The sequence below is a fragment of the bacterium genome (genome assembly GCA_023150945.1).
Lineage (GTDB): Bacteria > Zhuqueibacterota > Zhuqueibacteria > Zhuqueibacterales > Zhuqueibacteraceae > Coneutiohabitans.
This window is the reverse complement of record JAKLJX010000008.1, coordinates 125,954-152,942: the sequence shown is the minus strand read 5'-3', so window position 1 is coordinate 152,942 and position 26,989 is coordinate 125,954. Positions and strand designations below refer to the sequence as shown.

At 59.2% G+C, this 26,989-nt stretch carries 18 protein-coding genes; 7 read left to right on the top strand and 11 right to left on the bottom strand.

Features of this window, described 5'->3' with window-relative positions:
• Window positions 1-26 precede the first annotated feature (26 nt).
• The 11 genes from L6R21_12860 to L6R21_12810 all read right to left on the bottom strand — a co-directional run bounded on the left by L6R21_12860 (window position 27) and on the right by L6R21_12810 (window position 12,386).
• The gene (locus tag L6R21_12860; GenBank protein ID MCK6560078.1) at window positions 27-206 is read right to left on the bottom strand and encodes a hypothetical protein; all 180 of its coding nucleotides are present in this window, start codon (window positions 204-206) and stop codon (window positions 27-29) included.
• A 322-nt stretch (window positions 207-528) separates the two neighbouring features.
• Window positions 529-1,692, bottom strand: a complete 1,164-nt coding sequence (locus L6R21_12855; GenBank protein MCK6560077.1) for a succinylglutamate desuccinylase — start codon at window positions 1,690-1,692, stop codon at window positions 529-531.
• Between the two features lie 83 nt (window positions 1,693-1,775).
• Complete coding sequence (locus tag L6R21_12850) at window positions 1,776-1,931, bottom strand: hypothetical protein (protein MCK6560076.1); 156 nt, start codon at window positions 1,929-1,931, stop codon at window positions 1,776-1,778.
• Between the two features lie 18 nt (window positions 1,932-1,949).
• Entirely contained in the window at window positions 1,950-3,263 is a 1,314-nt protein-coding gene (locus L6R21_12845) for a C4-dicarboxylate ABC transporter (protein MCK6560075.1), read from the bottom strand.
• Window positions 3,263-3,922, bottom strand: coding sequence for a DUF6305 family protein (locus tag L6R21_12840; GenBank protein ID MCK6560074.1), 660 nt, complete (start codon window positions 3,920-3,922; stop codon window positions 3,263-3,265). Before L6R21_12840 ends, L6R21_12845 begins: the two co-directional genes overlap by 1 nt.
• A gap of 82 nt (window positions 3,923-4,004) precedes the next feature.
• The gene (locus L6R21_12835; GenBank protein ID MCK6560073.1) at window positions 4,005-5,756 is read right to left on the bottom strand and encodes a C69 family dipeptidase; all 1,752 of its coding nucleotides are present in this window, start codon (window positions 5,754-5,756) and stop codon (window positions 4,005-4,007) included.
• Window positions 5,757-5,783: 27 nt separating this feature from the next.
• Window positions 5,784-6,809 carry a poly-gamma-glutamate system protein gene (pgsW, locus tag L6R21_12830; protein MCK6560072.1) on the bottom strand — a complete coding sequence of 342 codons (1,026 nt, stop codon included), beginning with the start codon at window positions 6,807-6,809 and terminating at the stop codon, window positions 5,784-5,786.
• A 441-nt stretch (window positions 6,810-7,250) separates the two neighbouring features.
• Window positions 7,251-7,679, bottom strand: coding sequence for a poly-gamma-glutamate biosynthesis protein PgsC (pgsC, locus tag L6R21_12825; GenBank protein MCK6560071.1), 429 nt, complete (start codon window positions 7,677-7,679; stop codon window positions 7,251-7,253).
• Entirely contained in the window at window positions 7,669-8,937 is a 1,269-nt protein-coding gene (gene pgsB, locus L6R21_12820; protein MCK6560070.1) for a poly-gamma-glutamate synthase PgsB, read from the bottom strand. The genes pgsC and pgsB overlap by 11 nt, the downstream gene beginning before the upstream one ends.
• 234 nt (window positions 8,938-9,171) lie before the next feature.
• A complete protein-coding gene (locus tag L6R21_12815) occupies window positions 9,172-11,361 on the bottom strand; it encodes an Ig-like domain-containing protein (protein MCK6560069.1) in 2,190 nt (729 codons plus the stop codon).
• A gap of 2 nt (window positions 11,362-11,363) precedes the next feature.
• Window positions 11,364-12,386, bottom strand: a complete 1,023-nt coding sequence (locus tag L6R21_12810; GenBank protein ID MCK6560068.1) for a LacI family transcriptional regulator — start codon at window positions 12,384-12,386, stop codon at window positions 11,364-11,366.
• An 803-nt stretch (window positions 12,387-13,189) separates the two neighbouring features.
• Between L6R21_12810 and L6R21_12805 the strand changes: the two genes are divergently transcribed.
• The 7 genes from L6R21_12805 (at window position 13,190) to L6R21_12775 (ending at window position 26,935) form a co-directional block, all read left to right on the top strand.
• Window positions 13,190-16,192 carry a TonB-dependent receptor gene (locus tag L6R21_12805; protein ID MCK6560067.1) on the top strand — a complete coding sequence of 1,001 codons (3,003 nt, stop codon included), beginning with the start codon at window positions 13,190-13,192 and terminating at the stop codon, window positions 16,190-16,192.
• 55 nt (window positions 16,193-16,247) lie between these two features.
• Complete coding sequence (locus L6R21_12800; GenBank protein MCK6560066.1) at window positions 16,248-18,764, top strand: T9SS type A sorting domain-containing protein; 2,517 nt, start codon at window positions 16,248-16,250, stop codon at window positions 18,762-18,764.
• 94 nt (window positions 18,765-18,858) lie between these two features.
• Window positions 18,859-20,754: an FG-GAP-like repeat-containing protein gene (locus L6R21_12795; protein MCK6560065.1), complete on the top strand. Its 1,896-nt coding sequence runs from the start codon at window positions 18,859-18,861 to the stop codon at window positions 20,752-20,754.
• Window positions 20,755-20,815: 61 nt separating this feature from the next.
• Window positions 20,816-23,065: a T9SS type A sorting domain-containing protein gene (locus tag L6R21_12790; GenBank protein ID MCK6560064.1), complete on the top strand. Its 2,250-nt coding sequence runs from the start codon at window positions 20,816-20,818 to the stop codon at window positions 23,063-23,065.
• A gap of 186 nt (window positions 23,066-23,251) precedes the next feature.
• Window positions 23,252-24,355 carry a cellulase family glycosylhydrolase gene (locus tag L6R21_12785; GenBank protein ID MCK6560063.1) on the top strand — a complete coding sequence of 368 codons (1,104 nt, stop codon included), beginning with the start codon at window positions 23,252-23,254 and terminating at the stop codon, window positions 24,353-24,355.
• Between the two features lie 4 nt (window positions 24,356-24,359).
• Window positions 24,360-25,757 carry an AGE family epimerase/isomerase gene (locus L6R21_12780; GenBank protein MCK6560062.1) on the top strand — a complete coding sequence of 466 codons (1,398 nt, stop codon included), beginning with the start codon at window positions 24,360-24,362 and terminating at the stop codon, window positions 25,755-25,757.
• A gap of 176 nt (window positions 25,758-25,933) precedes the next feature.
• A complete protein-coding gene (locus L6R21_12775; GenBank protein MCK6560061.1) occupies window positions 25,934-26,935 on the top strand; it encodes a dienelactone hydrolase family protein in 1,002 nt (333 codons plus the stop codon).
• The last annotated feature ends 54 nt before the right edge of the window (window positions 26,936-26,989 follow it).

The following is a 26,989-nucleotide window of genomic DNA, read 5'->3' as shown; positions in this document are numbered from 1 at the left end:
GGGTACGCAGTGAGTGGAGAAGGCCTTTATTGCAGCGCCGCTTTGATCTTGGCCAGCGCGCCCGGCGCGTAATAGTTGCAGACGCCCTTCTTGGCCTCGGGTTTGATCTTCAGGTCTTCGATCGCCTTTTTCACCTTGGCGTCGGAAACGCCCAGCGTCTTGGCAATATTGCCGCTGGTCAGGAGGCCGGTTTTCTCGTTCTTCATAATGGAATCTCCTTGAAATCTCGTGCACTGTTTCCTTGAGAAGTGAATCCATTATCATTGTCATCCTGCCAGGATCCTGTGAAGACCTGGGCACAGTGCTAAATATTTCACAAGATTCGCCTGAATGACATATCCAGAGGCCACTTCTACGAATTGAGGGAACAGGTCACGCGTGAGACACTTCCACTTGGACGGGCTTGAACTCAGTACCCGCGAAATACACGAAAAAAGCGCGAAAATCCTCTTGGCGTGTTTCGCGGGCCTGAACGTAATCTGGTTGCGTAATTCGACTTGATCGTTATGAGCCTGCTTTCCTGAAAATCTAATTCTGATAAATATTCTCCTTGGGCACCTGGCGCGGATCATGATAGTAATGGCCCACGCCGTTTTCCACGATCTCGGCATAGCGCGGGACATTGCCGACCACGATTGCCCGCTCGGCATTCTTGCGCGAGAATTGCTTGATGATTTCCAGGGCCACGGAGCAATGCTGCCCCACCCGCTGGCTCACCGGCCAGCCGGTTTCATCATAGGGAACAAAAAGCTTCTTCTGCTTGGCCAAGCTCAGGAGAAACGGATCTTTTCCGGTCAACAGCAAAGCAATCGTCTTGGGACCGGTGGGCTGATCCAAAAAGGGAAAAGGCGCTTCCAACAAAAACGGCAGGGTCTCGGAAAAATCACCGATCTCGCGGTGGGAGAGGCCGCGAAAGCCCTGCGGCGAAGGCTCGACGTGGTTCTCGAATCCCTCCATCGCTTTCACCGTCAGGGACGCCATGGTGGCGAGGCGCATGGATTTTTCCGGCGCGACGATGCAGTTGGTCACCGGGAACATGGTTTCGGCGCCGTGCACGTCGATGGCAAGGTCCACTTGCTCGGTGCGCAGCAACTGCATGGCGGCATAGGTGACGCGTTCCATCAGCGGGCCATCCGGCCGGCCCGGCCAGGTGCGGTTGGTGTTGCGCGCATCGAGAAAGGACAGCAACTGCTTGTCGGGATAATGCACGTAAACATCCGGGTCGGGCCACTGCTCGAGCGGCGAAGCGCCGCGATCGCCGAGGCGGAATTTCTTGCTGCCCCAGGCCGTCGGGATTTCAAAGAAGAGCGGGTAGCCGTCGCCCGGCTTGGTGGTCCGGCTGGCGCTGTGGTTGAATTGCGGAATGATGATCACCGTGCCCTTTTCCACCACGGCATTCTCGATGAAGATGAGCGCCGCCAAAATCGCGTCGATCTCCGTGGCATGGGTGTTGGCCATCACCAGCACCTTGCCGCCCGGCTCTTTCCCTTCGAGAAAGAACACCTTGGTGTCGGCCATGGTCCCCCGCAAGCTCTCGCAGTAATCGCTCAGATTGGTCACTTTCGTCACGCCCGGCCCGGCGACGATGGGGAGCTGATAATGCCGGTGCTGATGAAACTGCACGGCGGCAAGCGCGGTCAGGGCGCCGACCACTGCAAGGTAGATCGTCTTAATCTTCCAGTCACGTGACATTTTCACCTCTCTCCAATCCAGGGAAGCGCGAACCCTCCGGCCGGCAGGCGCAGCCCCGGCCTTGAAGCCCGCGCTCTTTTTTTCTATCTGATCCGCAGAATGCGCAGAATGAAAGGAAGCAACACAATCAAGTACAACAGCATCTTCTCGCGATCTTCCTTCTCGCGGACGAAATTCCAGAGCAACATGCCGGCAATGAAGACGCTGAGGGCATAGTATAGAATCATGATGAGTGACATGGCGGGACTCCAGATGAGTTACATGCTCCAGCCGACCAGAAAGCTCAGCTTGGCGCTGAAGATGATCATGAGAATTCCAACCAGCGTGATCATGAGCCACGGCAGCCAGGTTGCCTTCAGGAAAGAGCCGTAGGAATCTTTGTAGCCGGAGACCATGACAGTGAGGCGACCGATCAACGCGGTGGGCGGCAGGCCGTCGCCCAGCGGCCAGAGCAGACTCAAGCCGGCAATCACCACGGTGGCGTGCAAGCCGATGGAATCAAGATACCAGACCAGGGGAATGCCGATGATCGCGGCGGCGCCGTAGGTCAAAACGCCTTCGGATACCGGAATGAGAACGATCAGGAGAAGGTAAAGCAGCACCAGCGGCGTGCTGATGACGGCGAAGGAAATCAGGCCGCGCACGCCGGTCGCGGTCATGATCTGCTGCAAGGAACCGACAATCGCCATGGTGGCGAGCAGCGGCAGCAGCAGCTTCACCGTGTCGCGCGAAAGGGCGAGCAGGTTGACTTTCTTGGGACTGAGCAGAAAAGCGACCACCGCCGCAATGGTAAACTGCAACGGCAATCCCAGAATGGGCGTGGCAAACGGCCAAACGCGCGCCGCGACCACCAGTCCGAAGAAAACCAGAAACGGCAGCGACACTTTCCACCAGCGCATGCCTGCCGGCACCTCCGGCATGGCCGCGAGTACTTCCGCCAACGGCCGTTGTTGTTCCCGCTGCCAGCCCAGGGTGAGCGTCGTGAACGTTCCCAGCAGCAACACCGGAATGCCGAGCGTGAATTCAAAGCCGACGTACGGAATGGCGGTGCCGGCGCAGACGATCATCGCCCAGATATTCACCGGCGGGGCGGCCGCGCTCAGTCCGGCGAGAATGAAGAGAATGGCCGCGACTTTGCGCTGCGGCACGCCCAGGTGCCTGAGTGCCAGCGCGCTCGCCGCGCCCACGGTCAGGATCGAAATGCTGCCGGCGCCGGTGAGGGCGCCGGGGATGAGAATGATGATCATCAACAACAGCAGCGCGATCACGCGTTGGCGATAGAACGCGCGGATGATGCCTCTGACAATGTAGTTCACGCCGCCGGATTCCGCCACGATGGTGATGAAGATCGTGGCAGTGACAAAGACCAGCATGACGTCGAGATAGGTGAGCGTGCCTTCGACCAGATGCCGGGCCAATTCGAGCAGAGGAGGCGTGCTGACGAAGGCGCCCGCCAGCCCGCCGGCGACGGCGGCAGCTAGCATGCATATCTCGACGGACAGCTTGCGCCACGCCGCTAGCGCGTAGGCGATCACCATCACCAGGAGAATGACGCCGATGTGCAGGGCCATTATTCGAAGGCTTTCTTCATCACGTCAACGATGCCCAGCGCATAGTCGACCTGCGTGAACGGAATGCCGGCGTCCTTGGCAATTTTGGTGAATCGTCCGTCCTTGTTGCTGTCCTTCACTGCCACGAGGTAGTTCGCGAACGGCGCCACCGCCTCGATCATCTTTTCGTTGTCGCTGCCCGGCGCGCCGCGTTTGGATTCACCGCCGGCATGCACCGCGATGATGAAGATCTTGTTCTGCTTGCAATGCTGAATGATCTCCGTCAGGCGTTTGACTTCGGCTTCCACCGTCAAGCCGGAGGCACCCATGCCCTTCAAACTGGCGCCAATCGCGAAGATGACGGTTTGATAAGGCGTGCCCGCTTTGAATTGATTGAGATCCGTGTTGATTTCCACATGAAAGCCCGTTTTGGCTTTCGCGCCGCCCAGCCCGACGCCGGCCTTGACCATCGCCGCGGTCGGCACATCACAATAATCGAAGCTGACTTCGGCTTGTTCCATGATCACATTCAGAGTATTCACATCCGCGCTCTGGCCAGCCGAGGTGGTGAGCACCGGCAGTTTGGCCTTGGGCACGTTGTCTTGCGCCTGTGCCGGCAGCACCAGCAGCCCGCCGGCGAGCAGCAACAAACCCAACGTCTGGCATATTTGCTTCATCATCAATCTCCTTGAGAAATTGCGGCGGCGCCGGGCCTGCTCGTGCATCGACTGCATGTCACGCGCACGTCCGGCGCGCCACGGGTTAGGGCTGTGCTTCCGGTTGCGGTTGCAGATTGTTGTAGCGCACCAGCTCCCGCAGCCACCACTCGGGATACTCCAGCGGTTTGCGTTTGCGTTCCTGAATATCGTAATACCAGAGGTGGTTGAATTTCACCAGCAGCTCGTCGCCCAATTCCCACCAGGCATTGATCACCAGATTGGCATTGTTGATGCAATAGTCGGTGAGATATTGCCGCGCCTGCTCGGGCGATTTTTTGTAAAGCTGCAGCGCGTAAGCATCGATTTCCGGGGTGCGCTCCAGCAGCGGTTTCTCCCATTTTTCCTGGGCTTTTCGCACTTCCTTGATGGCATGCGAGTAAACCACCTGGGTGTGAAAGTCGACGTAGTCAAAGGCCCAGCGCGCGGACTTGCGGTCGAAGGTCCAGTGATCTCCGATCTTGAAAGACTCCGGAATGCGCGTCACGCCCTGGTAGAAGGGCATGAAGCAGTCGGTATCCTGCGCGCCCCAGCCGATCCACACCAGTCCGCCGATGGGATTGGGCAGCCAGTCGCGGCACTGGATGACGGTGACATATTCCGCGCGATTGACGCCGATGCAGCGCGAGGTGTTGTACTTCTTGCCGTCGAGTGTGAAGCCGTACGGCAGCCGGTTGGGATTTTCGAACGGCCCGCCCTGCAGGCCGCGTGCGGTGTAGAACGGCGTGCCGTCGAACTTGTCGCGCAGCAGCCAGATCACGTCACTCACCGAGTATTTCTTCTCGGGCTTGATGGAGAAGGGCAAATCCATGTTGGGCGTGTCCGGGCTGAATTTCTGCGAGGGCGCAACCAAATCGAAGAAACGCCACAAGCGGCCACGCGAGCCGTTCGAGCTGGTGGCGCTGAATTCGCTCGGCGAGTAGGCGCGCTTCCAGTTGAAGGGCTTGCCGCTCTTGGGGTCATAGAGCTTCTGCTCGACGGCAAACGAGATGACATTCGTCGAGGCCATGAAATAGTCTTTGTTGTTGAGATCGATTTCTCCGATGCGTGATTCGTTGGGGCACACGCTGACGTGATCGTCGGGCACGCGTTGCGCGCACCACACCGCGCCCGGCTTGCCGCTTTCCGGCGTCCACAACGGCCCCACCGGCATGATTTCGAATACCCACACTTCGTTGGGATCGGAGAGCGAAAGCATCTCGCCTTCATCGGTGTGGCCGTAGCCGTATTTCACCGCCAGATCGCCCATGATCTGAATCGCGTCGCGCGCGGTTTTCGCGCGCTCCATCGCAATCATCGTCAGCATGGTGATGTCGAACTTCGGCGCCGAGGTGTTGTTTTGCATTTGCTCGCGGCAGCCGATGGTGGATTCGCCCAGCGCCACTTGATTGTCATTGACATATCCGAAGGCGCCGTGCAGATAACCGTAGGTGTGGCTGACTTGCGGAATTTCGAGTCCGGCGTAGTTGTCGTCGATGGCGTCCCAGCGCAGGCCCTTGCTGGGATGGTCGGTGGTGAACTGATCGAAATAGTAGATCTTGCGGGTGGCGCCCGGCGCATGATCAGCCGGCGGCACGTAGCGCCAGGTCCAATCGCAAAAACCGCAGTCGCAGGTGTGGGTCGAAATCACCGAGCCGTCAACCGAGGCTTTCTTGCCGACCATGACCACGGTGCATTGATCATCGGCGCAAGCGCCGTCATGGGTTCTGCATTCCTGCGCCACAGCAGCGGACAGGCCGAACCAGCCAATCATGGCGATGAGCGCGGCCAGCAACAACGATGCTCGTTTGTGGTACATGATTCTCTCCTCTATTTGAAAAAGCCATCACAGCAAGGAATTGGTCAATAGCATGTCGCCCGGTTTAGGCAATGGAATTGGGTCCCACGGCAGGCCGTATTTCATGGCCAGCCCTTTGATGAACAGCAGATGTATGCACGGGATGCCCTGTGCCGCCAGCTCGAACAGCACGCCGCGTTCCGATTCTGCCGGAAGCGCGAGGTTCCGGTTCAATCCAGGCTTGACTTCAAGCACCAGCGCACTCGTGCCCAGATCGGCGTAGTTGCCCCCAATATTGACGAAAGCGGAAATTCTGCCGGCGGCGGAATGACCCTGATATATTTTCATCCGCCGCGCGACGTTCTTTTGGAGATCAGGCTCATAAATGAAGGGGATGCCGCTTCGCTGAATTTGTTGAAGCAAGCGTTCTTTGACCTCCGGTTCGAAATCCTGGCCAGTATCTCTCTCCCCGCCGAGCGAAATGGCGGCCGGTGGAATGGCAAATGCCCCTGCGCGGAGCAGAAGTTGGTAAATGCTCAGCAAATTGAAATCAACCGTGGTACTGCCATAGGCGGAAGCGCCCAGCGAGAGGATCACGACGGGATAGACTTCCATCGCGCGCGCGGCCGCGAGGGTGGCGAGCAGCAACGCCGGAAAGGAGGCCGAGCTGCCGACCGCGATGGTGTCACCCGGCTGCACGCCGGCCTGATGCAGCAAATGAACGAGCAGTGCGGCCATGTTGGGGTTGGTGGTTGTGCGTTTGGCTTCGAGCTGGCCGAGCGTAGTGGTCAAATCCGAGTTTTTCGGGCCAACCAGGCCGGTGTGATTGGGGTCGATCGTGGCATCGATCTGGTTGCCGGCCGCGACGTAGCCGCTGCTGACGATTGCAGTGGCCTGCTCCATGAAGCGCGCGGCAGTGCGCATTTGATCGGCATAGGGCAAGGGACTGCGCGGCGAAGCGATTTTGATTACCACCAAGACCGCCAGGCTCACCAGCCCGGCGGCAATGATCACACGATCGGACTTTTGCCGGGAGGGGAGGTGATCTCTTCTTTTGAGGAGTGAGGGCATCATGCTGGCATTTGGGGGTACAAGCCCATTTTGAAAGCTGTGCGCCCTAAGGCGTCGTTTGTAGTGACGCCCTTAAGCGTCTTGCTCAACACTACAACGTCAAGTACACTGGCTTCTCAAGAAGGCCAGCTTGACCCCGACGGGGTCACATGTAATAGCCCACGGGCAGCGCCCTGGGAACTGTCAAAGTTCATCACATCTAGCCCTGACCGGGCGGCATTTCTGGTGTGTTTCTATGGCGCCCCGATGGGGCTCGGTGTTGTTTCATGACGACTGATTTTCCAGGGCGTTGCCCTTCGCTTCTGCATTTCGCCCCATGGGGCGCCATTTGTCTGTGCAATAGAATTCGACTTGACGTTGTAGTATCAAGCTTGGGCATCGCGCTGGCATTCGGGAGTGCAAACCCATTTTGAAAGTTGCGCGCCTAAAGGCGCTACTACGAACCTATTGAATTATCTTTCCCAGCAAATAGGTCACCACTGTAACCGTGACCAGCGAAGCAGTCGTCAACAACACGCCCTGGCGTTCGAAGTTGTTGGCGATCAAGCCGGGAATCACCCAGCCGATGACTCTGAATTCGAGCGACAACGGCAACACCGCCGGGAGAATTGCCAGCCAGAGCAAAGTCCAGATTCCGCCAACCAAGATCATGAACACGAAACGCCGCCGGCCGAAAAGGATCAGATGGTGTGAAGCGATTCTGTAGCACAGCAGCGTCAACAGCGCGGCCAGCAGAGTACCGGCAATACGTGCCGGCTGATCGACGAACAAAACCAAATAGCTCGGCACGATGATGCCGCCGGGATACCAGCCCGTAATGCCGATATAGAGCAGCGCAACCAGCAGGCCGATAAACGTAATCTCATAACCCATAAATCTCGCCGATCGCCTTCCAGTGATTCACCAGCAGCTCGCCCGTGCCCTTGATGTTGCCGAAGCCGAAGATCACCGATTGATCCTCGCATTCTGCCAGCAGGGTTTGCATCATCGCTGCCGCCGTTTTGCCCTTCAGGATACCCACTTTTTTTGAGGAAGGCAATGCAGAATTACCTGGTGTGGCCGGGAGGGCGGTGCTGCGCCGGCCGGCCGGCGCGGGGCGTGCGGCGGCGGATTGCAGTCTGCGCGCGACGAGCGGCGCATGCGCGCCGGTCACGTACAACTTGCCGAAATGCTCATGCGCACCGGCCGCAAGCACATGCAGCCATTGCTGCGTGCGATCACCGCGATCCGGCCGCAGGCTCAGCAGTCCGTGCACACGGTGCGCGGCAGCAGGGAGTATTTCCCGCGCTTTGGCGAGAACCTGCCAGGTCGATTCCGGATCATTCGCGGCAAAGCCGTTGACGAAGTAATGCGTCTTTTGGGTTTCCGGCGAACGATAGCGCCAGACGCCAAACTTGCCGAGGTCATACTGCGCTTGTCGCATGCCCTGCCAGATGATTTCCGCCGTGATGCCAAGATGGCTGGTCACCGCGGCCGCGAGATCGAGATTGTCGGCGAATTCGGTTTTCTGCAATTCCGGGGCAGGAGGGAGGAGGCGGGCGGCCAAGCCGGGCGGAACGGCAATCAACTCGCCGCCGGACTGCTCGACCGCGGCCGCAAACGGAGCATAGTTTTCTTTTTCAGGAACAAACACGCGACAGTGGGCGGGAATGGCGAGGCTGAGCACCGCGGCAATCTCTGCTTTGGTTTCCCCCATGGCCTCGAGATGATCGGGCCGGACATTGGTGATGACGACCATCTGCGGCTGCAGGATCTGCCGCGATTCGACCCAATGATTCTCGGGATGGATGCTCATGACTTCCGCCACCAGACAATCTGCCCGGCAGCGGCTGGCCAATTTGATGAGCCGTTTCTGTTCGATGATGGAAGGCGGCCCCCGTCTGGGAACTTCAAGCTCGCGGCCATCCGGCAGGATGAAACGCGCCTGCGAGCCGGTGGTCTTGGCGACAACCGTTCTGCCGTCCGCACGCAAGATCGCGGCAATGATTCGCACCACGCTCGATTTGCCGCGCGTGCCGGTCACGCTCAGGCGCAGGGCAATGGTGTCTCGTTGCCGGCGCAGGGAATGACTTTCCCACGCCAGATAGAGCAGGAAGGCGAACACACCGACGAGCAACGCCGCCAGATTCATCGTTCCTCCTCGTTCACATGGCACGGCGCAGCGCCGGGCGGTGCGATCTTGCCACGCCGCCCGGCCCGGAGATATTGGTCAGCTTGTTTGTGTCTGTCCGAGAATGTTCCAACCTCGGCTGAGCCGAGGTTTCCAAAACTTCGAATGTCGTGGCAACTCTCAAGATTTTGATGCAACGGCCAAGCCGTTGCAGGAACATTTTCTCGAAAGTTCGTGATTTCGGACGGACACTCATTATCTGATCAGCAGCATGCGCCTTTCCGCCCGGAATGAACCGGCTTGCAGGCGGAGCAGGTAGATGCCGCTGGCGAGGTTGCCGCCCTCGAACATGATCTCGTGGAAGCCGGGATTCTGCTTTTGATCGACCAGCACCGCCACCTGCCGCCCGAGCAGATCGTGCACGAACACCTTCACGTGGCCGGGCTGGGCGAGGGAATAGCGAATCTTGGTGGCGGGATTGAAAGGATTGGGATAATTCTGCTGCAAGGAATAACGCAACGGCGCCTCGTCGCGCTGCTGCACCGACGTCAGCAGGTTGCTGGGGATGCCGAGGTAGTCGAGGTCCATCCAGCCCCAGGACAAGACCAGGGCAATGCTGTTGCTGCCGGCGGCGAGATCAACGCTGACTTTCTTTTCCAGCCAGGCATTCATGTTGCCGTCGAACACCACTTCGGCGGCGCGCACACCGTTGACGTTGACGTATTGATGCTTCGGCGTGTCAAACGACAGTCGATAGCCGAACACGATTTCATATTTGCCTGCCGCTGGAATAGCGGGAATGTCCCAGGTGAGCGAGCCGCTCTGGGTGCGCATCTCCACGTAGGCGCCGTTGCTCGCCGCCGGGTTGTTCTTGATGATGAGATTCTGCAGTTCGCCGGCGCGCGTGGCCAGTTCCGCCTCCAGCCGCACGAACGGCGGCCGGCCCACTTGAATCTGCACACGATTGGAGGTGCGTTGATGGCCCCGGTCATCGGTGGCCACCGCCGTGAGCGCGTAGATGCCGCCCGGGATATTCGACCAGGACACGGCGTAAGGTTCAACGGTCCGTTCGCCGATCTTCAGTGTGTCGTTGGCAAAGAACTCCACCAAAACGACCTGACCGTCAGGGTCTGAGGCGACGGCTTCGATCACCACCTCGGCGCCGTCGGGAAAAACGGCATCATTCGCGGGGCTGGTGAGCGCGATGAGCGGCCAGTCGCCGCCGATGCCGTTGACATCGACGTCGGTTCGGTGATTGTCCCACATCAATTGCATTGAGGCGAGCATATCTGCATGGCTGGAGAGATTGACGTCGGTCCACGACCACGCCAGCGCGCCGGCATAACCGTTTTGGTAGAGGTTTTCATAAAGCGCCATCTTCGCCACGCCGTACGTCGTCTGCAGGGCAAACTCCGCCACCGCCAGCGGTTTGTCCAACTGCCAATAGCTTTTGGGGTGGTGAAATGGCGAGACCGCCGTGGGCGTGCGCGGCAGGATGCCGGTGTAGTAATGCACCGAGTAGAAATCGAGCGTGCCGAGCGGATCGCCGCCCGCGCCGATCAATCGGCTGTCGGTGTAGTAGTTGAAATTCGCCTGGCTTTCCAGGTGTTGCAGGTAGGCCACGACTTGTTCGGTGGCGAGCGCCGCACGATATTTTTGATTGAACCATTCCGTGAGTTGCTGCTGCTCGGCGGCACTGCGTTCCGTCAACGCGGGGCCGGTCTTGGGAAGCGTAGTCAGGCCCACGTCAGTGAGGGCGAGAAAGCTCCAGGCACCGCTGGTGACCAGCGCCGTGCTGTCGGTGCGGTGAATCGCGCCGGCGCTGAGATTGACGAAGCGCTGAATGGCGGACATGGGAACATGCTGGATGTCACTCCAGCCGAATTCGTTGCTCATGCCCTCCGGTTCGTTGAAAATCTCCCAGGCCAAAAGCGCGGGATGGCCTTTGAGCGAATCGACCATGGGGATGAGGCAGTTGTTGAGGTAGGCGCGTGTGTAGGTGGTGTCGGTGAGCATCAGCCGGTTGCGATTCAGCACGGTCGCGTTGTTGGAGGCGCGCAGCATGTCGAAGGACCACAGGCAGAGAATCAGCCCGATCTCGCGTTCCCAGGCGAGATCGAGGGCGGCGCGCAAGTCTGCGATGGTGCCTTCGCCGGGTCCGCTGACGCGACCGCTGGCATCGAATGCGGGCGTCACCGTGCCGTTGGTGTGCAGCCACCAGCGCAAAGCATTGCCGCCGTGATCGTGCATCTGCAGCATCGTCTCCGCAAACGAATTGCGATCCATCATTCCGGGGCCAATGTCATTGGCAAAGGCAACCCACGCCAGATTGGCGCCGCTGAGAAACAAGTCCTGGGCATTGTACCGAATTCGATTGTCTTGCGCCAGCGCCTGCCCCGTGAGCAGGAGCAGCGCAGCGGCCAGGCACTGCACGGACATTTTCATGTTCAGGGTTCCGTTTTTTTGAGATTCCGCACCGATTCTCTTTGCACCAGCCTCACCGGGATGATGGTGGTGGTGTAATGCGACGATTTTCCCTGCAGCAACTGCCGCAGATTCCTCACGGCAACCGATCCCAATTCTTCTTTATAGACGCGCACGGTGGTCAAGGGCGGGGTGGCCATCTTGGCCAGGTCGATATCATCGAACCCGACCATGCTGATGTCATCCGGGATGCGCAGGCCGAATTCATTGACGGCTTTGTAGCCATAGATCGCGTTGATATCGTTGGCGGCGACAATGGCGGTCGGCCGCGGTGATTCCAGCAGCAGGGCGCGAGTCAGCTCATAGCCGGCTTCCACGCCGCCGGCTTTGATCAACTGCTCACCGACCGGCAGGCTGTGGTAGCGCAGCGCTTTCACGTAGCCGTCGAGCCGTTGCTTGAAGCTCAGGCGGGAAAGCTCACCGGAGATGAAGCCTATGCGCTCGTGGCCGTTCTGGATGAGATGTTGGGTTGCGAGAAATGCGCCGTTCTCGTTGTCGATGAGCACCTGTGAGCAATTGGGAATGTCGGTCTTGGGATCCACCAGGATGACCGGCACCTTGGCCTGCTGCAACTGCTGAACGAACTCTTCATGCCGGATGCCGACCAGCACCACGGCATCCACCTGTTTCTTGCGCACCATTTTCGGCAGCACGGGAATGCGATGCTCGGGAATCAGGTGGAGCAGGAGATTATAGTCGTTGAACGCCAATTCGGCCTCGATGCCCTCCAGCACGCGCGAGTAGAAGGGATTGCTGGAAAGGGGATTGTCATCGCGGCGAAAAATGACGCCGATGTTTTCCGTGGATTTTTTCTTTAGCGCCTTGCCGGAGGCATTGGGCAAAAAGTTGTGTTCCGCGGCGATTTTGAGGACGTGTTCCTTGGTGTCCAAGCTGACGTCGGGGCGATCGTTCAGGGCTTTTGAGACGGTGGATTGGGAGACCTTGGCCAGTCTCGCAATGTCTTTGATGGTAATGGTGCCGTTCATCTGCGTTTTCTCCATGGTGTCGTGCGCGTGAAGGTCTCCGCCAGAACCATTCGAGTCTCGCAACGCATTGGCTGCCGCTTCGCCGCGTGGGCAAATCAGGCGAAATGCAGCGTCGGGCTGGCGCAGCAGTCTGAGTGGCGTGGCCAGGGTCTGCTTCTCGGAATGCCGTTGAACTGTGTCCGCAATTGGCAGTTCTCAGCGCCGGCAGCGGTTGAGGTGGAAGCGGAGTTTCCGAAATCGTTTTCGCCAGTTTCGTAGTCGTGTGAGCGCTTCACCTGCCTCATCTTCGCCAGGAAGTCATGTGCTCGCATATGATGTCTTCGCGCAATCCCGCGATCTGCGCGCCCCAAACTACAAAAAAAAAATCAAAAGTACAAAAAATTGTTGCAAAAGAGGAATTCTTGGGCTATTTTTGCGAAAACGTTTTCGTAGATGCACACTTGACAAGAAGCTCCAGCAGGAATGGCTAAACGAGCGCGATTGGCATTAAAGCAATCTAAATAAACATCTTAGTTCACTTTCGGCTCGCGCCGAGAACGCTGCCGTTTGTTCGAAAACCGTCTGTGTGGTTGCCGAGAAGGAGAAAGCAATCAGTTCCTGATTGATCTTGAAACAACTCGACGCGTAACCGCAGGGACGGTTTTTCTGTTTTGGGGAACTGAACGCCGGCACCCGCCAACTCCCGGCGTCAGCGGGAGCCGGCCAGGGACCAGAACCAAGGTGACAGTGGCTGGCTGCGCCGGCGCGGCAGGCAGTGAGGCAGTAACAGCCTGGTGCAGGTTACGAGAAAGGGAGAGTGAGCAATGCGCCGAAATCTTTTGAGCCTGGCGGTAGTCCTCGGATCTTGGTTGATGCTGGCTGTGTCGCTGCAGGCTGATCCCGAGGGTAAGGGCAAAATCGAGGGCGTTGTCCTCGACAGCCAAAACAATGAACCGTTGCCGGGAGCCGGCGTTTTTATTCAGGGAACGCGGCTGGGCGCGGCCACTGACCTCAAGGGCAGGTTCAGCGTGCTGCAAGTGCCCGCGGGCGAACACAAACTGGTGGTGCGCTACATCGGCTATCGTGAAAAAACCGTTGACATCAAGGTCGAAGACGGCCAAACGGTGAACCGAACCATCAAGCTGGATTTTCAAATCATCGAGGGCGAGGTGGTCACGGTGACGGCGCAGGCGGAGGGCCAATTGGGCGCCATCAACCAGCAGTTCACCTCCAACACCATTGCCAACATCGTCTCGCAGGCCCGCATCAAGGAACTGCCGGACGTGAATGCCGCCGAGTCGATCGGCCGGCTGCCGGGCATTGCCATTCAGCGCTCAGGCGGGGAGGCCACCAAAGTGAGCATTCGCGGCCTCTCGCCCAAGTACAACACCGTCACGGTCAACGGGGTGCGCGTGCCCTCCACCGGCGCGGAAGACCGCAGCGTGGATTTGTCGCTGATCTCCTCCAACATGTTGGACGGCATCGAGGTGAAGAAGGCGATCACGCCGGACATGGATGCCGACGCCATCGGCGGGACGGTGGATCTGCGTTTGAAAGAAGCGCCGGAGAATCTCTCCTTCAACGCCACCGCGCAGGGCGGCTACAATCGCCTGCAAGACTACTACGGCAACTACAATTTCACCGGCGGCGTGAGCGACCGGTTTCTCAACAGTCGCCTGGGCGTGATTGTCAACTTCAACACCGACGACTATGATCGCAGCGCCGACAAATTCTCGGCGAATTACCGGCAGTCCACCAAAACCGGTACGCAGGAACGGGTCATCGTGCCGTCGGAGGTTTTGTTGCGCGAAGAGACGGTGACGCGCGGCCGCATCGGCGGCAGCACCGTGCTCGACTATCGCCTCCCGCACGGCAAGCTCTCCTTGAACGGTTTCTATAACCGGCTGAAATCCGATGCGCTTTATCGCATCAACACCATCAACGTCAACTACAGCCGGCATTACTATGATCTGGAACGCCGCACCGGCACGACTTCCATTTTCACGGGCGCACTGAGCTTTGAACAGAACCTCGACTGGTTGCGCTACGATGCCGGTTTCGCGCGCAGTGCTACGCGCACCGAGAATCCCGAAGACTTCCGCTGGCGTTTCGGGCAGGAGGGTGACATCTACAAGCCGGGCGCCAAGCTGGTGGATGAAAACACCCACCCCAGCGAGATTCCGGATCGCATCAAAGTCGATTCCCTCACCGCCCTGCAGGATATCTGGGTGTCTCGCACCGACCGCGAAGAGAACGTGTCGACCGCGCAATTGAATCTGCAGGCGCCCTTCCAGTTCGGCGGCTGGATCTCGGGTTACCTCAAAACCGGTGGCAAACTGCGCTGGCTGAGCCGCAACAACGATGAATTTCAAAGAGGCCGCGCCGGTTTGCAATACGGCAGCGGCGCCGGCAATCTGAATGAACCCTTCGACCAAATCGCCGCACAGCTTCCCGGCTGGAATCTGGAGCAGATCATCGGTGACCTGGGCGTTCTTCCCATCGGGCTGGTGCGCGACAACTACACCCGCAGCGATTTTCTGGAAGACGCCTTCGGCAATCCCTTTGATCTCGGGTTCGTGGCCAACGAAGGCAAAATGATGGAATTGACCCGGGCACTGCAGCGTACGCTGCAGGCGTTGGGAGAGGAAGATTCCGAGTATCGCGTGAACTCCATTGGCACACTGGGAAGGGACTACGACGGCAAAGAGCGCTACAAAGCCGCCTATGTGATGGCGGAGCTCAACTTTGGCCGGCGCCTCACCCTCATTCCCGGCATTCGCTGGGAGGATGACTACACCAAGTATCATGGCCAGCGTTATCGCGAGATCATCACTGCCTGGCGCGATGCGGCGCCCGCGGATTTCCAGCGATTGGAAAACATCCGCGAGAATTCGTTCTGGTTGCCGATGGTGCACTTGCAGGTCAAGCCGTTGGAGTGGATGAAAGTCCGCCTGGCCCGCACCGAAACGCTGACCCGGCCGGATTATCTGCAATACACGCCGATCACCACCATCGACGCCTTCCGCTCCACGCTGCGCGCCGCCAATGCCCTGCTCAAGCCGGCGCAGGCCACCAACTACGACGCGGCCGTTTCAGTCTATGATAACAAAGTCGGCTTGTTCACCGTCTCCGGTTTCTACAAATCGATCAAAGACCTGATCATTCCTGTCAACTTCACGGTCAGCTCGACGTTTCTGCTGCAGACGCTGCCTGCGGGATTGAACATTCCGACCACCTGGCTTGATCGCGCCAGCCCGACGATCTACACCTACATCAACAATCCCTTCAAAGCCGAATATCGCGGGGTCGAGCTGGACTGGCAGACCAACTTCTGGTATTTGCCCGGCGTGCTCAAGGGTTTGGTGTTGAATGCCAACTACACCTACATCGATTCCGAAACCAAGTACCGCGGCTATCAAATCGTCGATACCGATTCCATTCGGACACAACGGCCGCGCACCTACTGGCAGGCAATCGATGACACGGTGCGCGTCGGCCGCATGCCGGACCAGCCCTCGCACATCGCCAATGTCACGCTGGGATACGATTACAAGGGTTTTTCTGCGCGCTTCTCCTACCTGTACCAAACCGATATCAGCACCTACGTGGACGCCGCCAATCCCATCTTCGACTCCTTTTCCGCGGCGTACGGCCGTTTCGACTTCACCCTCAAGCAAAGAATCCGGCGGGATTTGGAGGTGTTCGCCAATTTCAACAACCTGAACAACCGGGCGGACCGCAATTATCGCGGCTCGTCGACGTTTAATCCCTCTTACATGGAGTTTTATGGTTTCTCCATCGATCTCGGTGCACGTTACCGGCTTTAGAAGCCCATCAAACTACTAATCAACCCAACCACCAACTCGCGATTGGAGGCTTACGATGAAGCTGAAGTACGGTATTATGCTGTTGGCGCTGCTGGCAGGAGTCTTTTTGGCGCCGGCGCCCCAGGCCCGCGCGCAATCTCCGCTGGTCGTGGAGTGGGAGACCAGCCCCGGATCCGACATCCCGATCGTCAATGCGTTGCGCGACGCGATCGCCAATGACACCAACCGGCCGGCGGACCGCGTCTACGTGCTCAAACGCGGCGGGTTCTACTGGATCACCGATCGCATTTCGAATGCCGATTTTCCGTTGCGCCTCGTCGGTGAAACCGAAGCCGCTGTTCCGCCGGGCCAGACCGATTTCGGCCCCGCCATCATTCAGCGCGTGGCGCGCTCGGGCGGCGGCGGTCCGGACGGCACGATGTTCGAAAGCTTTCACGACCTGACGGTGAGAAACGTCTGGATCATGGGCCAGACCGATCAGGGCGTGCTGGCCACCTACGAACCGATCAAGCTGTTGGGCGACGGCAAACGCTATGTCTTCGACAACGTCGTCTTCGACCGCAACGATTGGCACCATCTGGGGCCGGACGGACCCAACAACGATTTCGTCATCACCAACTGCAAATTCCGCAACATTTTTGGACCCACCCAAATTTGGGAAGGCCTCGGCATCCGGTTTGAAGTGGGCGCGGACACGGTGGTGATCGAGAACAACACCTTCTTCAACATCGGCTTTACCCCGTTCCAATCGGAAGCGGTGCCGGTCAACTATCTGCGCTTCAACCACAACACGCTGGTGAATGTCGGCCGCTCTTTCCAGGCGGGCGCGATTTGGAAAGAGTGCTACGTCGTCAACAACCTGTTCGTCAACTATTTCTGGCACGGCGAGAGTGAAGCGCAATACACCGACCCGAATCGCATCGACGCACCCGGCTTTTTCGGCATCGGCGCGCTGCCGGCACGCTTCGGCACCAACTACGATCGCCAGATCGTGCTGGCCAACAACGGCTACTGGCGCGACCCGCGCTTCGACACCTTCGATGCCAACCAGGTTCCTCCCATTCTGCCCCAGCCCTTCATCAGCGACACCACCCAGGGCTGGTTCGATGCGTGGGAAAACATGGTCATTCAAAACAACTTCAACACCAATCCCGGCCTGACCACCTACCTCACCGACGATATTTTCCCGCAGATGACGCAACACATCGCGGATCTCTACGCCAATCCCCAGGTGATTCCGGCGGCGCGGTATTTCTGGGATCCAGGACGGGACGAGCAGAGCTTCGTGAACAGCATCTGGCCGCTGCCAGAGAATTTCACCTATTCCAACACTCAGCTCCAAACCGCCGGCACGGACGGCCTGCCGCTGGGCGACCTCAACTGGTATCCCAACGCGAAAACCACGTTTGAGGCCAACAAGGCCGCTTATGTCAAGGCCATTGAAGATCTGGTTTCCGCTCCCAAGCTCGACATTTTGTTGACCGAAGAAGCGGAGAAAGTCACCGTCGGCACCGGCGCAACCGTGAATGTGGTGCAAGGCTTCACCTACTATCAGATGGACGGCGGCGGTTTCATTCAATGGAAGTTCGACGTGCCCACGGCCGGCACCGCGGAATTGGTGGTGCACACGCACCTGCGCGGCAACAGCGACCGCGGCCAGCGCATCATCATCAACGGTAAACCCACGCTGCGGAACAACAACAACTACGGCGAGTATTTCTGGTCCGGCAGTCTGGGAGATCCCACTAACCAATGGTTTGATTCCCGCATCACCCAGGCGGGCTGCATCGCGGGCACCGGCGTGGCCCTCGATCTGCCGGCCGGGCAAAACACCATCCGTATCGAGCCGTCGTGGGGCTATCAGAACTTCAGCAAGATCACCGTCCTCGTCGGCGGAAATACCATCGAGTTGACTGCGCCTGATGCCGAGGTCGAAGGCGTGATTCCGCATGCGGAAGACCCCGTGGGTGTGCCGGTGGCTTGGGCGCCGAGCGGCTTCAAATCAGTCGCGCTGGCGGCCGGCGGCAGCATTTCGTTGAGTGTGAATGCGCCGTACAACGGCCAGTACATGATGCGGCTGTTCTACGCGGCCTCCGGCACAGTGCAGGGCCAGGTCGCGGTTGACGGCCAGGTCGTGGTGCCGAGCGTGCCCTTTGCCGACACCTCGGATGTGTTCACCGATCAGTTCGCCATGACCAGCGGCAACCACACCATCACCCTGTCTTCGGCCAGTGGCGGTGTGGCGATCGACTACTTGCAGGTGATTGCCTTCGTGCCCACCGGCGTTGCCGGCCGCGACAATCTGCCCGAGGGCTTCGCGCTGCATCAGAACTACCCGAATCCCTTCAACCCCACAACCAACATCGCGTTCTCGCTGGGCAAGCCCTCCAAGGTCAAGCTGTCGATCTACAACGTACTCGGCCAGCGCGTGCTGACGCTGTTGGACAGTCCGATGGCCGAAGGTGCCCACACCGTGCAGTTCGATGCCAAGAAGTTGTCCTCCGGTGTCTATTTCTATCGCCTCGAGGCCGGCGACTTCCTGTCGCAGCGGCGCATGCTGCTGATCAAGTAAGCCTCGCCACACCGGAGTGAAGTGACCCAGGGCGGCCGGCATGGCAGAACCGTTTTTGCTGGTCGCCCTTCGTTTTATTCAGGGAGAGCCGGGCATGCACCTCTGGGATGGATCCCGCAAACCTCGAAGCACCACATGCCAACAGCCGCTGATTCTGCTGCTCGTGGCCGCATTGCTTGCCGGGCAAGAGGCCAGCGGGCAGGAGTTCGTGCGGCGCACCCAGGAGGCCGGCCTGGCCACGGTGGCCCGCACCAACGGTGTGGCCCTGGCTGATTATGATCGCGACGGCGATTTGGATGTTTACTTCGTCGTGCAAGACTCCTACAAGGCCAGCGATCCCCGCACCTGGAACCGGCTGTTTGCCAATCGCGGCGACGGCACGTTTTCCGACGTAACCACCACTGCCGGACTCGCCGGCAGAAATGCCACCACCACCGCAAATCCCAATGGCATGGGCAACAAGATGGGCGCGGCTTGGGGCGACTATGACAACGACAGCTGGCCGGATCTTCTGCTCACTCATTATGGCCCCAATCAGCTCTTTCACAACAACGGCGACGGCACCTTTACCGAAGTGACGTCGCAAGCCGGCATCTCCACCCGGCGGAATCAGTTGACCGGCAGCGCGTTGTGGTTCGACTATGATCGCGACGGCGATCTGGATTTGTACCTCTCGATCTACGCCGAGTTCTTCGCACAGCCCAATGATCGCAGCAACCGGCTGTATGAGAATCTCGGCGAAGGCCGGTTTCTCAATGTTTCAACCGCCAGCGGTACCGCCGATGCCGGCGCCACCTGGACCACCGTGGCCCTCGACGCCAACAATGACGGCCATCTCGATCTCTATTTGGCGAATGATTTCGGACCCAACAAGCTGTATTTGAACAACGGCGACAAGACTTTTCAAGAGCGCACCGCCGATTTCGGGCTGGAAGATGAGTTTCACGGCATGGGCCTCACCATTGCCGATTGCGACGGCAACGGCTATTTTGACCTCTATCTCACCAACATCACACAGTCTGCCGGCCTTCCGGAAACCAATCCGCTTTTTTTGAACACCGGGCAAAACCGTTTCATCAATGGCGCGCCGGCCGCCGGCGTGGCGCTGGCAGGCTGGGGCTGGGGCACCGAGTTCTTTGATCTCGAAAACGACGGCGACGAGGATCTGGCGGTGGTGACCGGCAATTTTCAGCCGGATTTTGCCAACGTGATCTTTCGCAACCTCGCCGAGCAGGGCACCCTGCTTTTCGAGAACATCGCGCCGGCCCTTGGCATGGATGACAGCACCGTCGCCCGCGCCGTGGCGATTTTTGATTATGACAACGATGGCGACTCTGATCTGTTGATTTCCAATTTCTTCGAATCTCCCTATCTCTACCAAAACACCCGGCCGCACGGCAACTGGCTGGCGATCAAGCTCACAGGCACGATCTCGAACCGTGACGGATTCGGCGCGGTGGTAGAAGTCGTGGCCAACGGCGTGGCGCACCGGAAACTTCATCACGGCGCGCATTTTCTCTCGCAGAGCATCCGGCCGCTGCACTTTGGCCTGGGCAGCGCGCCACAAGCGGAACGTATCACCGTGACCTGGCCCAGCGGCCACCGTGACGAGATCGGCGCGGTGCCGGCCAATCAATCCATTCGCATTCGTGAACAGAGTGGCCTGGTGAGCAGCGTGTCCCGCCCGGCAGAAAGCCCGGCAACCATGCCCGGTGCGTTGCGCTTGCTCGGCAACCATCCGAATCCCTTCCGCGGCACCACGAATTTTCGCTTTGCGCTCGCAGGTCCCGGCGAGGTCGAGCTGAAGATATTCAATGTGCAAGGACAAGTGGTGCAGGAGATCCGCGCTTCCTATTCCTCCGGCGGAGAAAAGAGCCTGGCGTGGAACGGCCGCCAAACTGCAGTGGCAAGCTCGGGGATTTATTTCTATATTCTCACGTTGAGGAGCACGGGTGTGAGCGTGGTGGGCAAAACGTTTTTGGTGAAATAAGGACAACTGGCGCGCGCAAATTGAGGCTTCGACCTTTGCGCCCATTCGCAGTGGAGGAGGCATGGCGAAACCATTGCGTCCGGCTGGCAAGCCGGCAGGGACTGCCAGCGGGAAAATCCTGCAGGCAGCGGCCCTGCTGATTGTGATGTGCGCCGCAGTCCCGGCGGCAGCCGGGCACTCGGTGGCACGCTATTGGAATGAAGCGCAACTGCAGGCGATTCGGAAGGATTTCGCGCGGCCGCCGGTGCACGCGCGCAATCTCTTTCACGTGGCCGTGGCCATGTATGATGCCTGGGCCGCCTACGACAATGTCGCCGCGACCTACCTGCTCGGCAAGACCGTTAACGGTTTCACCTGCCCCTTCAACGGCGTCAACATTCCGGCGCAGGTCAAGGCGGCGCAGGAAGAGGCCATCAGTTACGCGGCCTATCGCCTGCTGCGCCATCGTTTTCAATTTTCTCCCAATGCCAGCGCGACCCTGGCCCGCTTCGATTCTTTGCTGAGCGCATTGGGCTATGATCCCGCCTTCACTTCGACGGACTACGCCGGCGGCCCGCCGGCGGCACTGGGCAATTACATTGCGCAATGTCTCATCGATTACGGTTTGCAGGACGGCTCGAATGAACAGGGCAATTATGCCTACGTTCATTATCAGCCCGTCAATCCGCCCCTGCTCACGCTGTTTCCGGGCAACCCTTCCTGCCTTGATCCCAACCGCTGGCAGCCGTTGACCCTGGACGTGTTCATCGATCAAGCCGGCAACGTCATTCCGGGCAACACGCCGAAGTTTCAAAGTCCGGAGTGGGGGGCCGTGGCCCCGTTTGCCTTGACCGCTGCCGATCGCACGATTTATCAGCGTGACGGTTATGCCTATCGCGTCTATCATGATCCCGGGCCGCCGCCATTTCTCGACACGACGGCGGTCGGCGGACTGTCGGAAGAATACAAATGGTCTTTTGTATTGGTGTCGGTTTGGCAAAGCCATCATGATCCTTCCGACGGCGTGCTGTGGGACATCTCGCCGGCTGCCATCGGGAATGTTCAGCACCTGCCCGAGACCGTGCGCGCTTATCGCGACTTTTACGATTTGCGGCAGGGCGGTGACGCCGGCAAAGGCCACGTTGTCAATCCCCGCACCGGCAAGCCCTACACCCCGCAGATGGTACCGCGCGGGGATTACACGCGCGTGCTGGCGGAATTCTGGGCCGACGGCCCCAACTCGGAAACGCCGCCCGGCCATTGGTTCACGATTCTGAATCACGTTGCCGATCATCCGCTTTTTGAGAAGCGCTTCAAAGGCATCGGCCCGGTGCTGGATGATTTGGAATGGGAGGTGAAGGCGTATTTTGCCCTGGGCGGCGCCATGCACGATGCCGCGATCACGGCGTGGGGCATCAAGGGGTGGTATGATTACGTGCGCCCGATTTCTGCGCTGCGCTATCTGGCGGATCACGGCCAAAGCAGCGATCCGGCCTTGCCCAACTATTCTCCCGCGGGCATTCCTTTGATTGACGGTTTCATCGCAGTGGTGCAGGAAGGAGACGAGCTGGCCTGGGAGGACATCAACAATCTCGGCAAGATCAAACTCTACACCTGGCGCGGCCACGATTACATCGGCGATCCGGAAACCGAGGCGGCCGGCGTGGGCTGGATCCTGGCGGAAAACTGGTTTCCCTATCAGCGGCCGACTTTTGTCACGCCGCCGTTCGCGGGTTACATCTCCGGGCATTCTACTTATTCGCGCACTGCGGCCGAGATCCTGACGCAGCTCACCGGCGATGAATACTTCCCCGGCGGCTTGGGCGAATTTCATTGCCGGCAGAACGAGTTTTTGGTTTTCGAAGAAGGCCCGAGCGTGGACGTGACGCTGCAGTGGGCGACCTATCGCGACGCTTCCGATCAGTGCAGCCTCTCCCGCATTTGGGGCGGCATTCATCCACCCATTGATGATATTCCCGGCCGGGTGATTGGGCAAAAAATTGCGGCGGCTGCTTTTCAGCAGGCGGAGCGTTACTTCACCGGACAGGTGGCCGGCGATGAACCGCGGCCCACCACGCCTTCCGTTTATGTTTTTCCCAACCCCGTGAAAACCGGCAGCGCCCTGAACGTGAGGTTGAATCAGCAGGTTTCCGCAGCCGCGGTGCAACTCTACAATGTCAACGGCCAATTGGTACGCGAACAGGTGGCAACGGGCGGGCTAAGCTGGCGGCACTTCACGCTGAATACGCATGCCTTGGCCGCCGGCGTCTATCTCGTGCGCGTCAAAGGCCGCGATTGGACGGCCACCAACAAATTCGTCATTCTGCCATGAACCCGATCAGGTTGGCAACACCACGGCGTGACAAAGTCCACAACGGAACCGCAGCAAACCGAGAAAGTGCTGCCGAGAATGCGTCCTTCCGCTTCCTCAGCTCCGTTTACTCTGAGTTCTCCGTTTTGAAAACCAATGCTGTTTTGCAACGATTGAATCTGCAATGCACCAAAGGATCGACCCGGCATGAACAGACGTGACTTTCTGCAGACCAGCGGCGCGGCGCTCGGCGCCATGGCCCTTTCTGGATTTGCCGCGCAGGACCTGGCGGAAACGGCGCCCGGCAGGCTCAAATTCCCGCGTTACCGGGGCTTTAATTTCCAGGCCAAGTCTGATCCGCAAAATCCCCGGCGCAAGTTCGAAGAAGAAGACTTCGAGATCATGGCCGCATGGGGTTTTGATTTCGCCCGCATTCCGATGTCCTACTGGACCTGGGGCGCCAAGGACGATTGGAGCAAAATCGATGAGGCCGTGCTGGAAGACATCGATGCCGTCATCGCGTTGGGCCGGCAATACCGGATTCATATCAATCTCAATTTTCACCGTCTGCCGGGCTACTGCATCAACGGCCGTCATCTCGAGCCCATGGATCTCTTCAACGACACGCCGGAAAACATGCAAAAGGCGCTGGAGGCCGCAGTGTATCACTGGCGTGCCTTTGCGCAGCGTTACCGGGGCATTCCCAGCTCGCGCCTGAGTTTTGATCTCATCAACGAGCCGCCCAAAATGTCCGACGAAACGCGCTATGTTGAAATCGTCCGGGCGCTGGTGGCGGGCATTCGAGAAATTGACCCGGACCGCTTGATCGTCGCGGACGGCAAGGACATCGGCCGCACGCCGGTGCTGGGCATTGTCGATCTTGGTTTGGTGCAAAGCACGCGCGGCTATGATCCCATGAGCCTGAGCCATTACACCGCCACCTGGGTGCCCAAGGACGAATTCGAAACCTTCAATCCGCCCACTTGGCCGCTGCCAGGTGACGACGGCAAACTGTGGGACAAGGCCGCGCTCAAAGAGAAACTCATCGGCCGCTGGCGGCCATTGACCGATCAGGGCGTGCCGGTTCACGTCGGCGAATGGGGCTGCTACAACAAGACCCCGCACGACATCGTGCTGCGCTGGATGAAAGACATTCTGTCATTGTGGCGGGAAGCCGGCTGGGGACACGCCATGTGGAATCTCAAGGGCGCATTCGGCGTGCTCAACAGCGAGCGTAGCGACGTGAAATACGAAAACTACAAAGGCCACCAACTCGACCGGAAGATGTTGGAGTTGCTCAGAGAGTACTGACCTCATGATGCCCTCCCTTGCCCAAATTGTGCGCGTTTCCCTGATGGCGATGCTGGCCATTCTGCCGGCGGCCGCGAGTGTTGCCGGCGATGGTTCTTCGGAACGCCAACGTTTGCGCGAGCGGATGGAATATTCCCTGCGCCATGAGCTGCTGCAGGTCTGGTATCCGCGGTCGCTGGATACGCTCGCCGGTGGTTTTCTCTGTGATTTCTCCCATGACTGGCAGCCGGCTGGCCCGCAGCTCAAGATGATCGTGACGCAGACGCGCCACGTGTGGACTGCTTCCCAGGCTGCGATGTTCCTGGCGGATGATCGCTATCGCAGCATCGCGGCGCACGGCTTCCGCTTTTTGCGCGAGAAGCTGTGGGATCACGAGTACGGCGGCTTCTACATGCTGCGCGATCGTGCGGGCGGGCCGGTGGCTTTTTCTTATCAGGAGGAAAAGCGGGCGTACGGCAATGCCTTCGCCATCTATGCGCTGGCGGCTTATTACAAAATGTCCGGCGACCCGGCGGCGCTGCAACTCGCGCAAGAGACTTTTCTCTGGCTCGAACAGCACAGCCATGATCCCGTGCAGCGCGGCTATTGCGAGCATCTTGCGCGCAACGGTGATCGCTTGCGCCGGGGGGAGAGCACCACCAAAGCCTGGGATGCGCCCAGCATCGGCTGGCAGGATCAGAACTCTGCGATTCATCTGCTCGAAGCCTTCACCGCACTGTATCACGTGTGGCCGGACTCGCTGCTGCGCCGGCGCCTGGAGGAGATGCTGACGCTGGTGCGCGACGTCATCGTCGATCCGCGCGGCTTTCTCATTCTTTATTTCCAGGACGGTTGGCGGCCGGTGTCGTTTCGGGATTCCTGCGCCGCGGTGCGGCAGGCTAACTTCCGTTTCGATCACATCTCTTTCGGCCATGATATTGAAACCGCCTACCTGCTGCTGGAGGCGGCTGATGCGTTGGGCATGCCCGCTGACCCGCTAACGCTCGCCGTGGCCAAGCGCCTGGTCGATCACGCCCTCGCCCACGGCTGGGATGAAAGCAACGGCGGTTTGTACGACCGGGGATACTATTTCGCCGGTTCGGATACCCTCACCATCATCAGCAAGGCGAAGGTTTGGTGGGTGCAGGCCGAAGCGCTCAACGCCCTGCTCTTGATGGCGCAACTCTTCCCGCAAGAGGCCGGGTATCGCCGCGCTTTCCAGAAGCAATGGGCCTACATTGACAAGTTCCTCATCGATCACAAACATGGGGAATGGTATGAAGAGGGCCTGGACCACAGTCCGGAACAAGTACACGCTCCCAAAGCGCGGGACTGGAAGGTCAATTATCATAACGCCCGCGCGTTGATGAATTGCATCAAGATGCTGCAGGCAGAGCAAGAGGCCGGGCCGGATCTCCGCTGATCGCTGTGCCGGAAATCGTTGGTTGAGGCGGATGACATAGCTTGTTCCAAGCCGGGCGCCCAAGCAAATCAGCGTAACCCTGCGCCGGCAATGCTTGCTCGAATTCTCTGCCTCGCGCTGAGGTCAAGACAGTCATGGTGCTGCATCAAAAAGCTCTCGCCGCTGCCGCATTGTCCATGCTTCTCTTTTGGGCCTGTTCGCATGAGAGCATCGTAGCGGGCCGCCCGGCGAGTCTTCTGCCGGAAGGTTACACGGAAAGATATCATGCGGGCATGCGCTATGGTTTGTTTGTGCCGCCGGCTTATGATTCCAGTCGCAGCTATCCTCTCATTACCGTTCTGCACGGCAGCAACGACACCGTGTCGTGGGATTTGAGCTGGTATCACGCGCCGGTGCAGACGCGCGATCCTTGTTTTGTCTTGACGCCCAAGAGCCTGGTGGCGAACAATGGTTGGGGCAACAGTTGGTGGCTGCAGCACAGCCCGGACATGCGCAAGACGCTGGAGGTGATCGCCAGGCTGTGCGTGGAGTACAACCTCGACACCACGCGGCTTTACCTGCAGGGCACGTCGATGGGCGGCTACGGCGTGTTTGGCGTGCTGGCCAAGGAACCGGGCCGATTTGCCGGCGCGTTGGCGATTTGCGGCGGCGGCAACAGCGCAACCGCGGAAGCAATCAAGCAAACGCCATTGTGGATTTTTCACGGCGCGGAGGATCCCATCGTGCCGGCGCAATTGTCGCGCGACATGTATCAGGCCATTTTGCGGGCAGGCGGACGGCACGTGCGCTACACGGAATATCCCGGCGTGGGGCACGCTGCCTGGACGCCGGCCTGGCAGGAGCCCACGCTGCCCTGGTGGCTGCTGGCGCAACGCAAGGGCGTCAGCCACGGCCAGCCGGATTCGGTCAGAAATCTCCGCGCTGAAGCTACACCGCAAGCACACGTGCAATTGCGGTGGGATCCGCCCGCGGATCCGGCCAAGCCCGACAATCAAGTTTGGTATTACCGCATCTATCGCGATTTCAACTTGCTCGCCGAACCCGACATGACTCACACGACCTACCTCGACACCACCGCGCAGAAGTCCGCTGTTTACCGCTACAACCTCTCCGCGGTGAATTTTTTCTTTGAGCAGTCGTTGCGCAATACACCCGTGGAGGTGAAGGTTCCCAACTGATTTTTCGGAGACGATCAAATCGCCCCCGCATTCGTTCGATTCACGCAGTGACAG

What these genes read in the sequence shown, in the direction of transcription:
- pgsC (MCK6560071.1), bottom strand. Translation starts at nt 7,679, where the DNA reads ATGGGTTATGAGATTACGTTTATCGGCCTGCTGGTTGCGCTGCTCTAT.
- L6R21_12860 (MCK6560078.1), bottom strand. Translation starts at nt 206, where the DNA reads ATGAAGAACGAGAAAACCGGCCTCCTGACCAGCGGCAATATTGCCAAG.
- L6R21_12805 (MCK6560067.1), top strand. Translation starts at nt 13,190, where the DNA reads ATGCGCCGAAATCTTTTGAGCCTGGCGGTAGTCCTCGGATCTTGGTTG.
- pgsB (MCK6560070.1), bottom strand. Translation starts at nt 8,937, where the DNA reads ATGAATCTGGCGGCGTTGCTCGTCGGTGTGTTCGCCTTCCTGCTCTAT.
- L6R21_12815 (MCK6560069.1), bottom strand. Translation starts at nt 11,361, where the DNA reads ATGAAAATGTCCGTGCAGTGCCTGGCCGCTGCGCTGCTCCTGCTCACG.
- L6R21_12785 (MCK6560063.1), top strand. Translation starts at nt 23,252, where the DNA reads ATGAACAGACGTGACTTTCTGCAGACCAGCGGCGCGGCGCTCGGCGCC.
- L6R21_12835 (MCK6560073.1), bottom strand. Translation starts at nt 5,756, where the DNA reads ATGTACCACAAACGAGCATCGTTGTTGCTGGCCGCGCTCATCGCCATG.
- L6R21_12855 (MCK6560077.1), bottom strand. Translation starts at nt 1,692, where the DNA reads ATGTCACGTGACTGGAAGATTAAGACGATCTACCTTGCAGTGGTCGGC.
- L6R21_12790 (MCK6560064.1), top strand. Translation starts at nt 20,816, where the DNA reads ATGGCGAAACCATTGCGTCCGGCTGGCAAGCCGGCAGGGACTGCCAGC.
- L6R21_12800 (MCK6560066.1), top strand. Translation starts at nt 16,248, where the DNA reads ATGAAGCTGAAGTACGGTATTATGCTGTTGGCGCTGCTGGCAGGAGTC.
- L6R21_12795 (MCK6560065.1), top strand. Translation starts at nt 18,859, where the DNA reads ATGCACCTCTGGGATGGATCCCGCAAACCTCGAAGCACCACATGCCAA.
- pgsW (MCK6560072.1), bottom strand. Translation starts at nt 6,809, where the DNA reads ATGATGCCCTCACTCCTCAAAAGAAGAGATCACCTCCCCTCCCGGCAA.
- L6R21_12840 (MCK6560074.1), bottom strand. Translation starts at nt 3,922, where the DNA reads ATGATGAAGCAAATATGCCAGACGTTGGGTTTGTTGCTGCTCGCCGGC.
- L6R21_12850 (MCK6560076.1), bottom strand. Translation starts at nt 1,931, where the DNA reads ATGTCACTCATCATGATTCTATACTATGCCCTCAGCGTCTTCATTGCC.
- L6R21_12845 (MCK6560075.1), bottom strand. Translation starts at nt 3,263, where the DNA reads ATGGCCCTGCACATCGGCGTCATTCTCCTGGTGATGGTGATCGCCTAC.
- L6R21_12775 (MCK6560061.1), top strand. Translation starts at nt 25,934, where the DNA reads ATGCTTCTCTTTTGGGCCTGTTCGCATGAGAGCATCGTAGCGGGCCGC.
- L6R21_12780 (MCK6560062.1), top strand. Translation starts at nt 24,360, where the DNA reads ATGATGCCCTCCCTTGCCCAAATTGTGCGCGTTTCCCTGATGGCGATG.
- L6R21_12810 (MCK6560068.1), bottom strand. Translation starts at nt 12,386, where the DNA reads ATGAACGGCACCATTACCATCAAAGACATTGCGAGACTGGCCAAGGTC.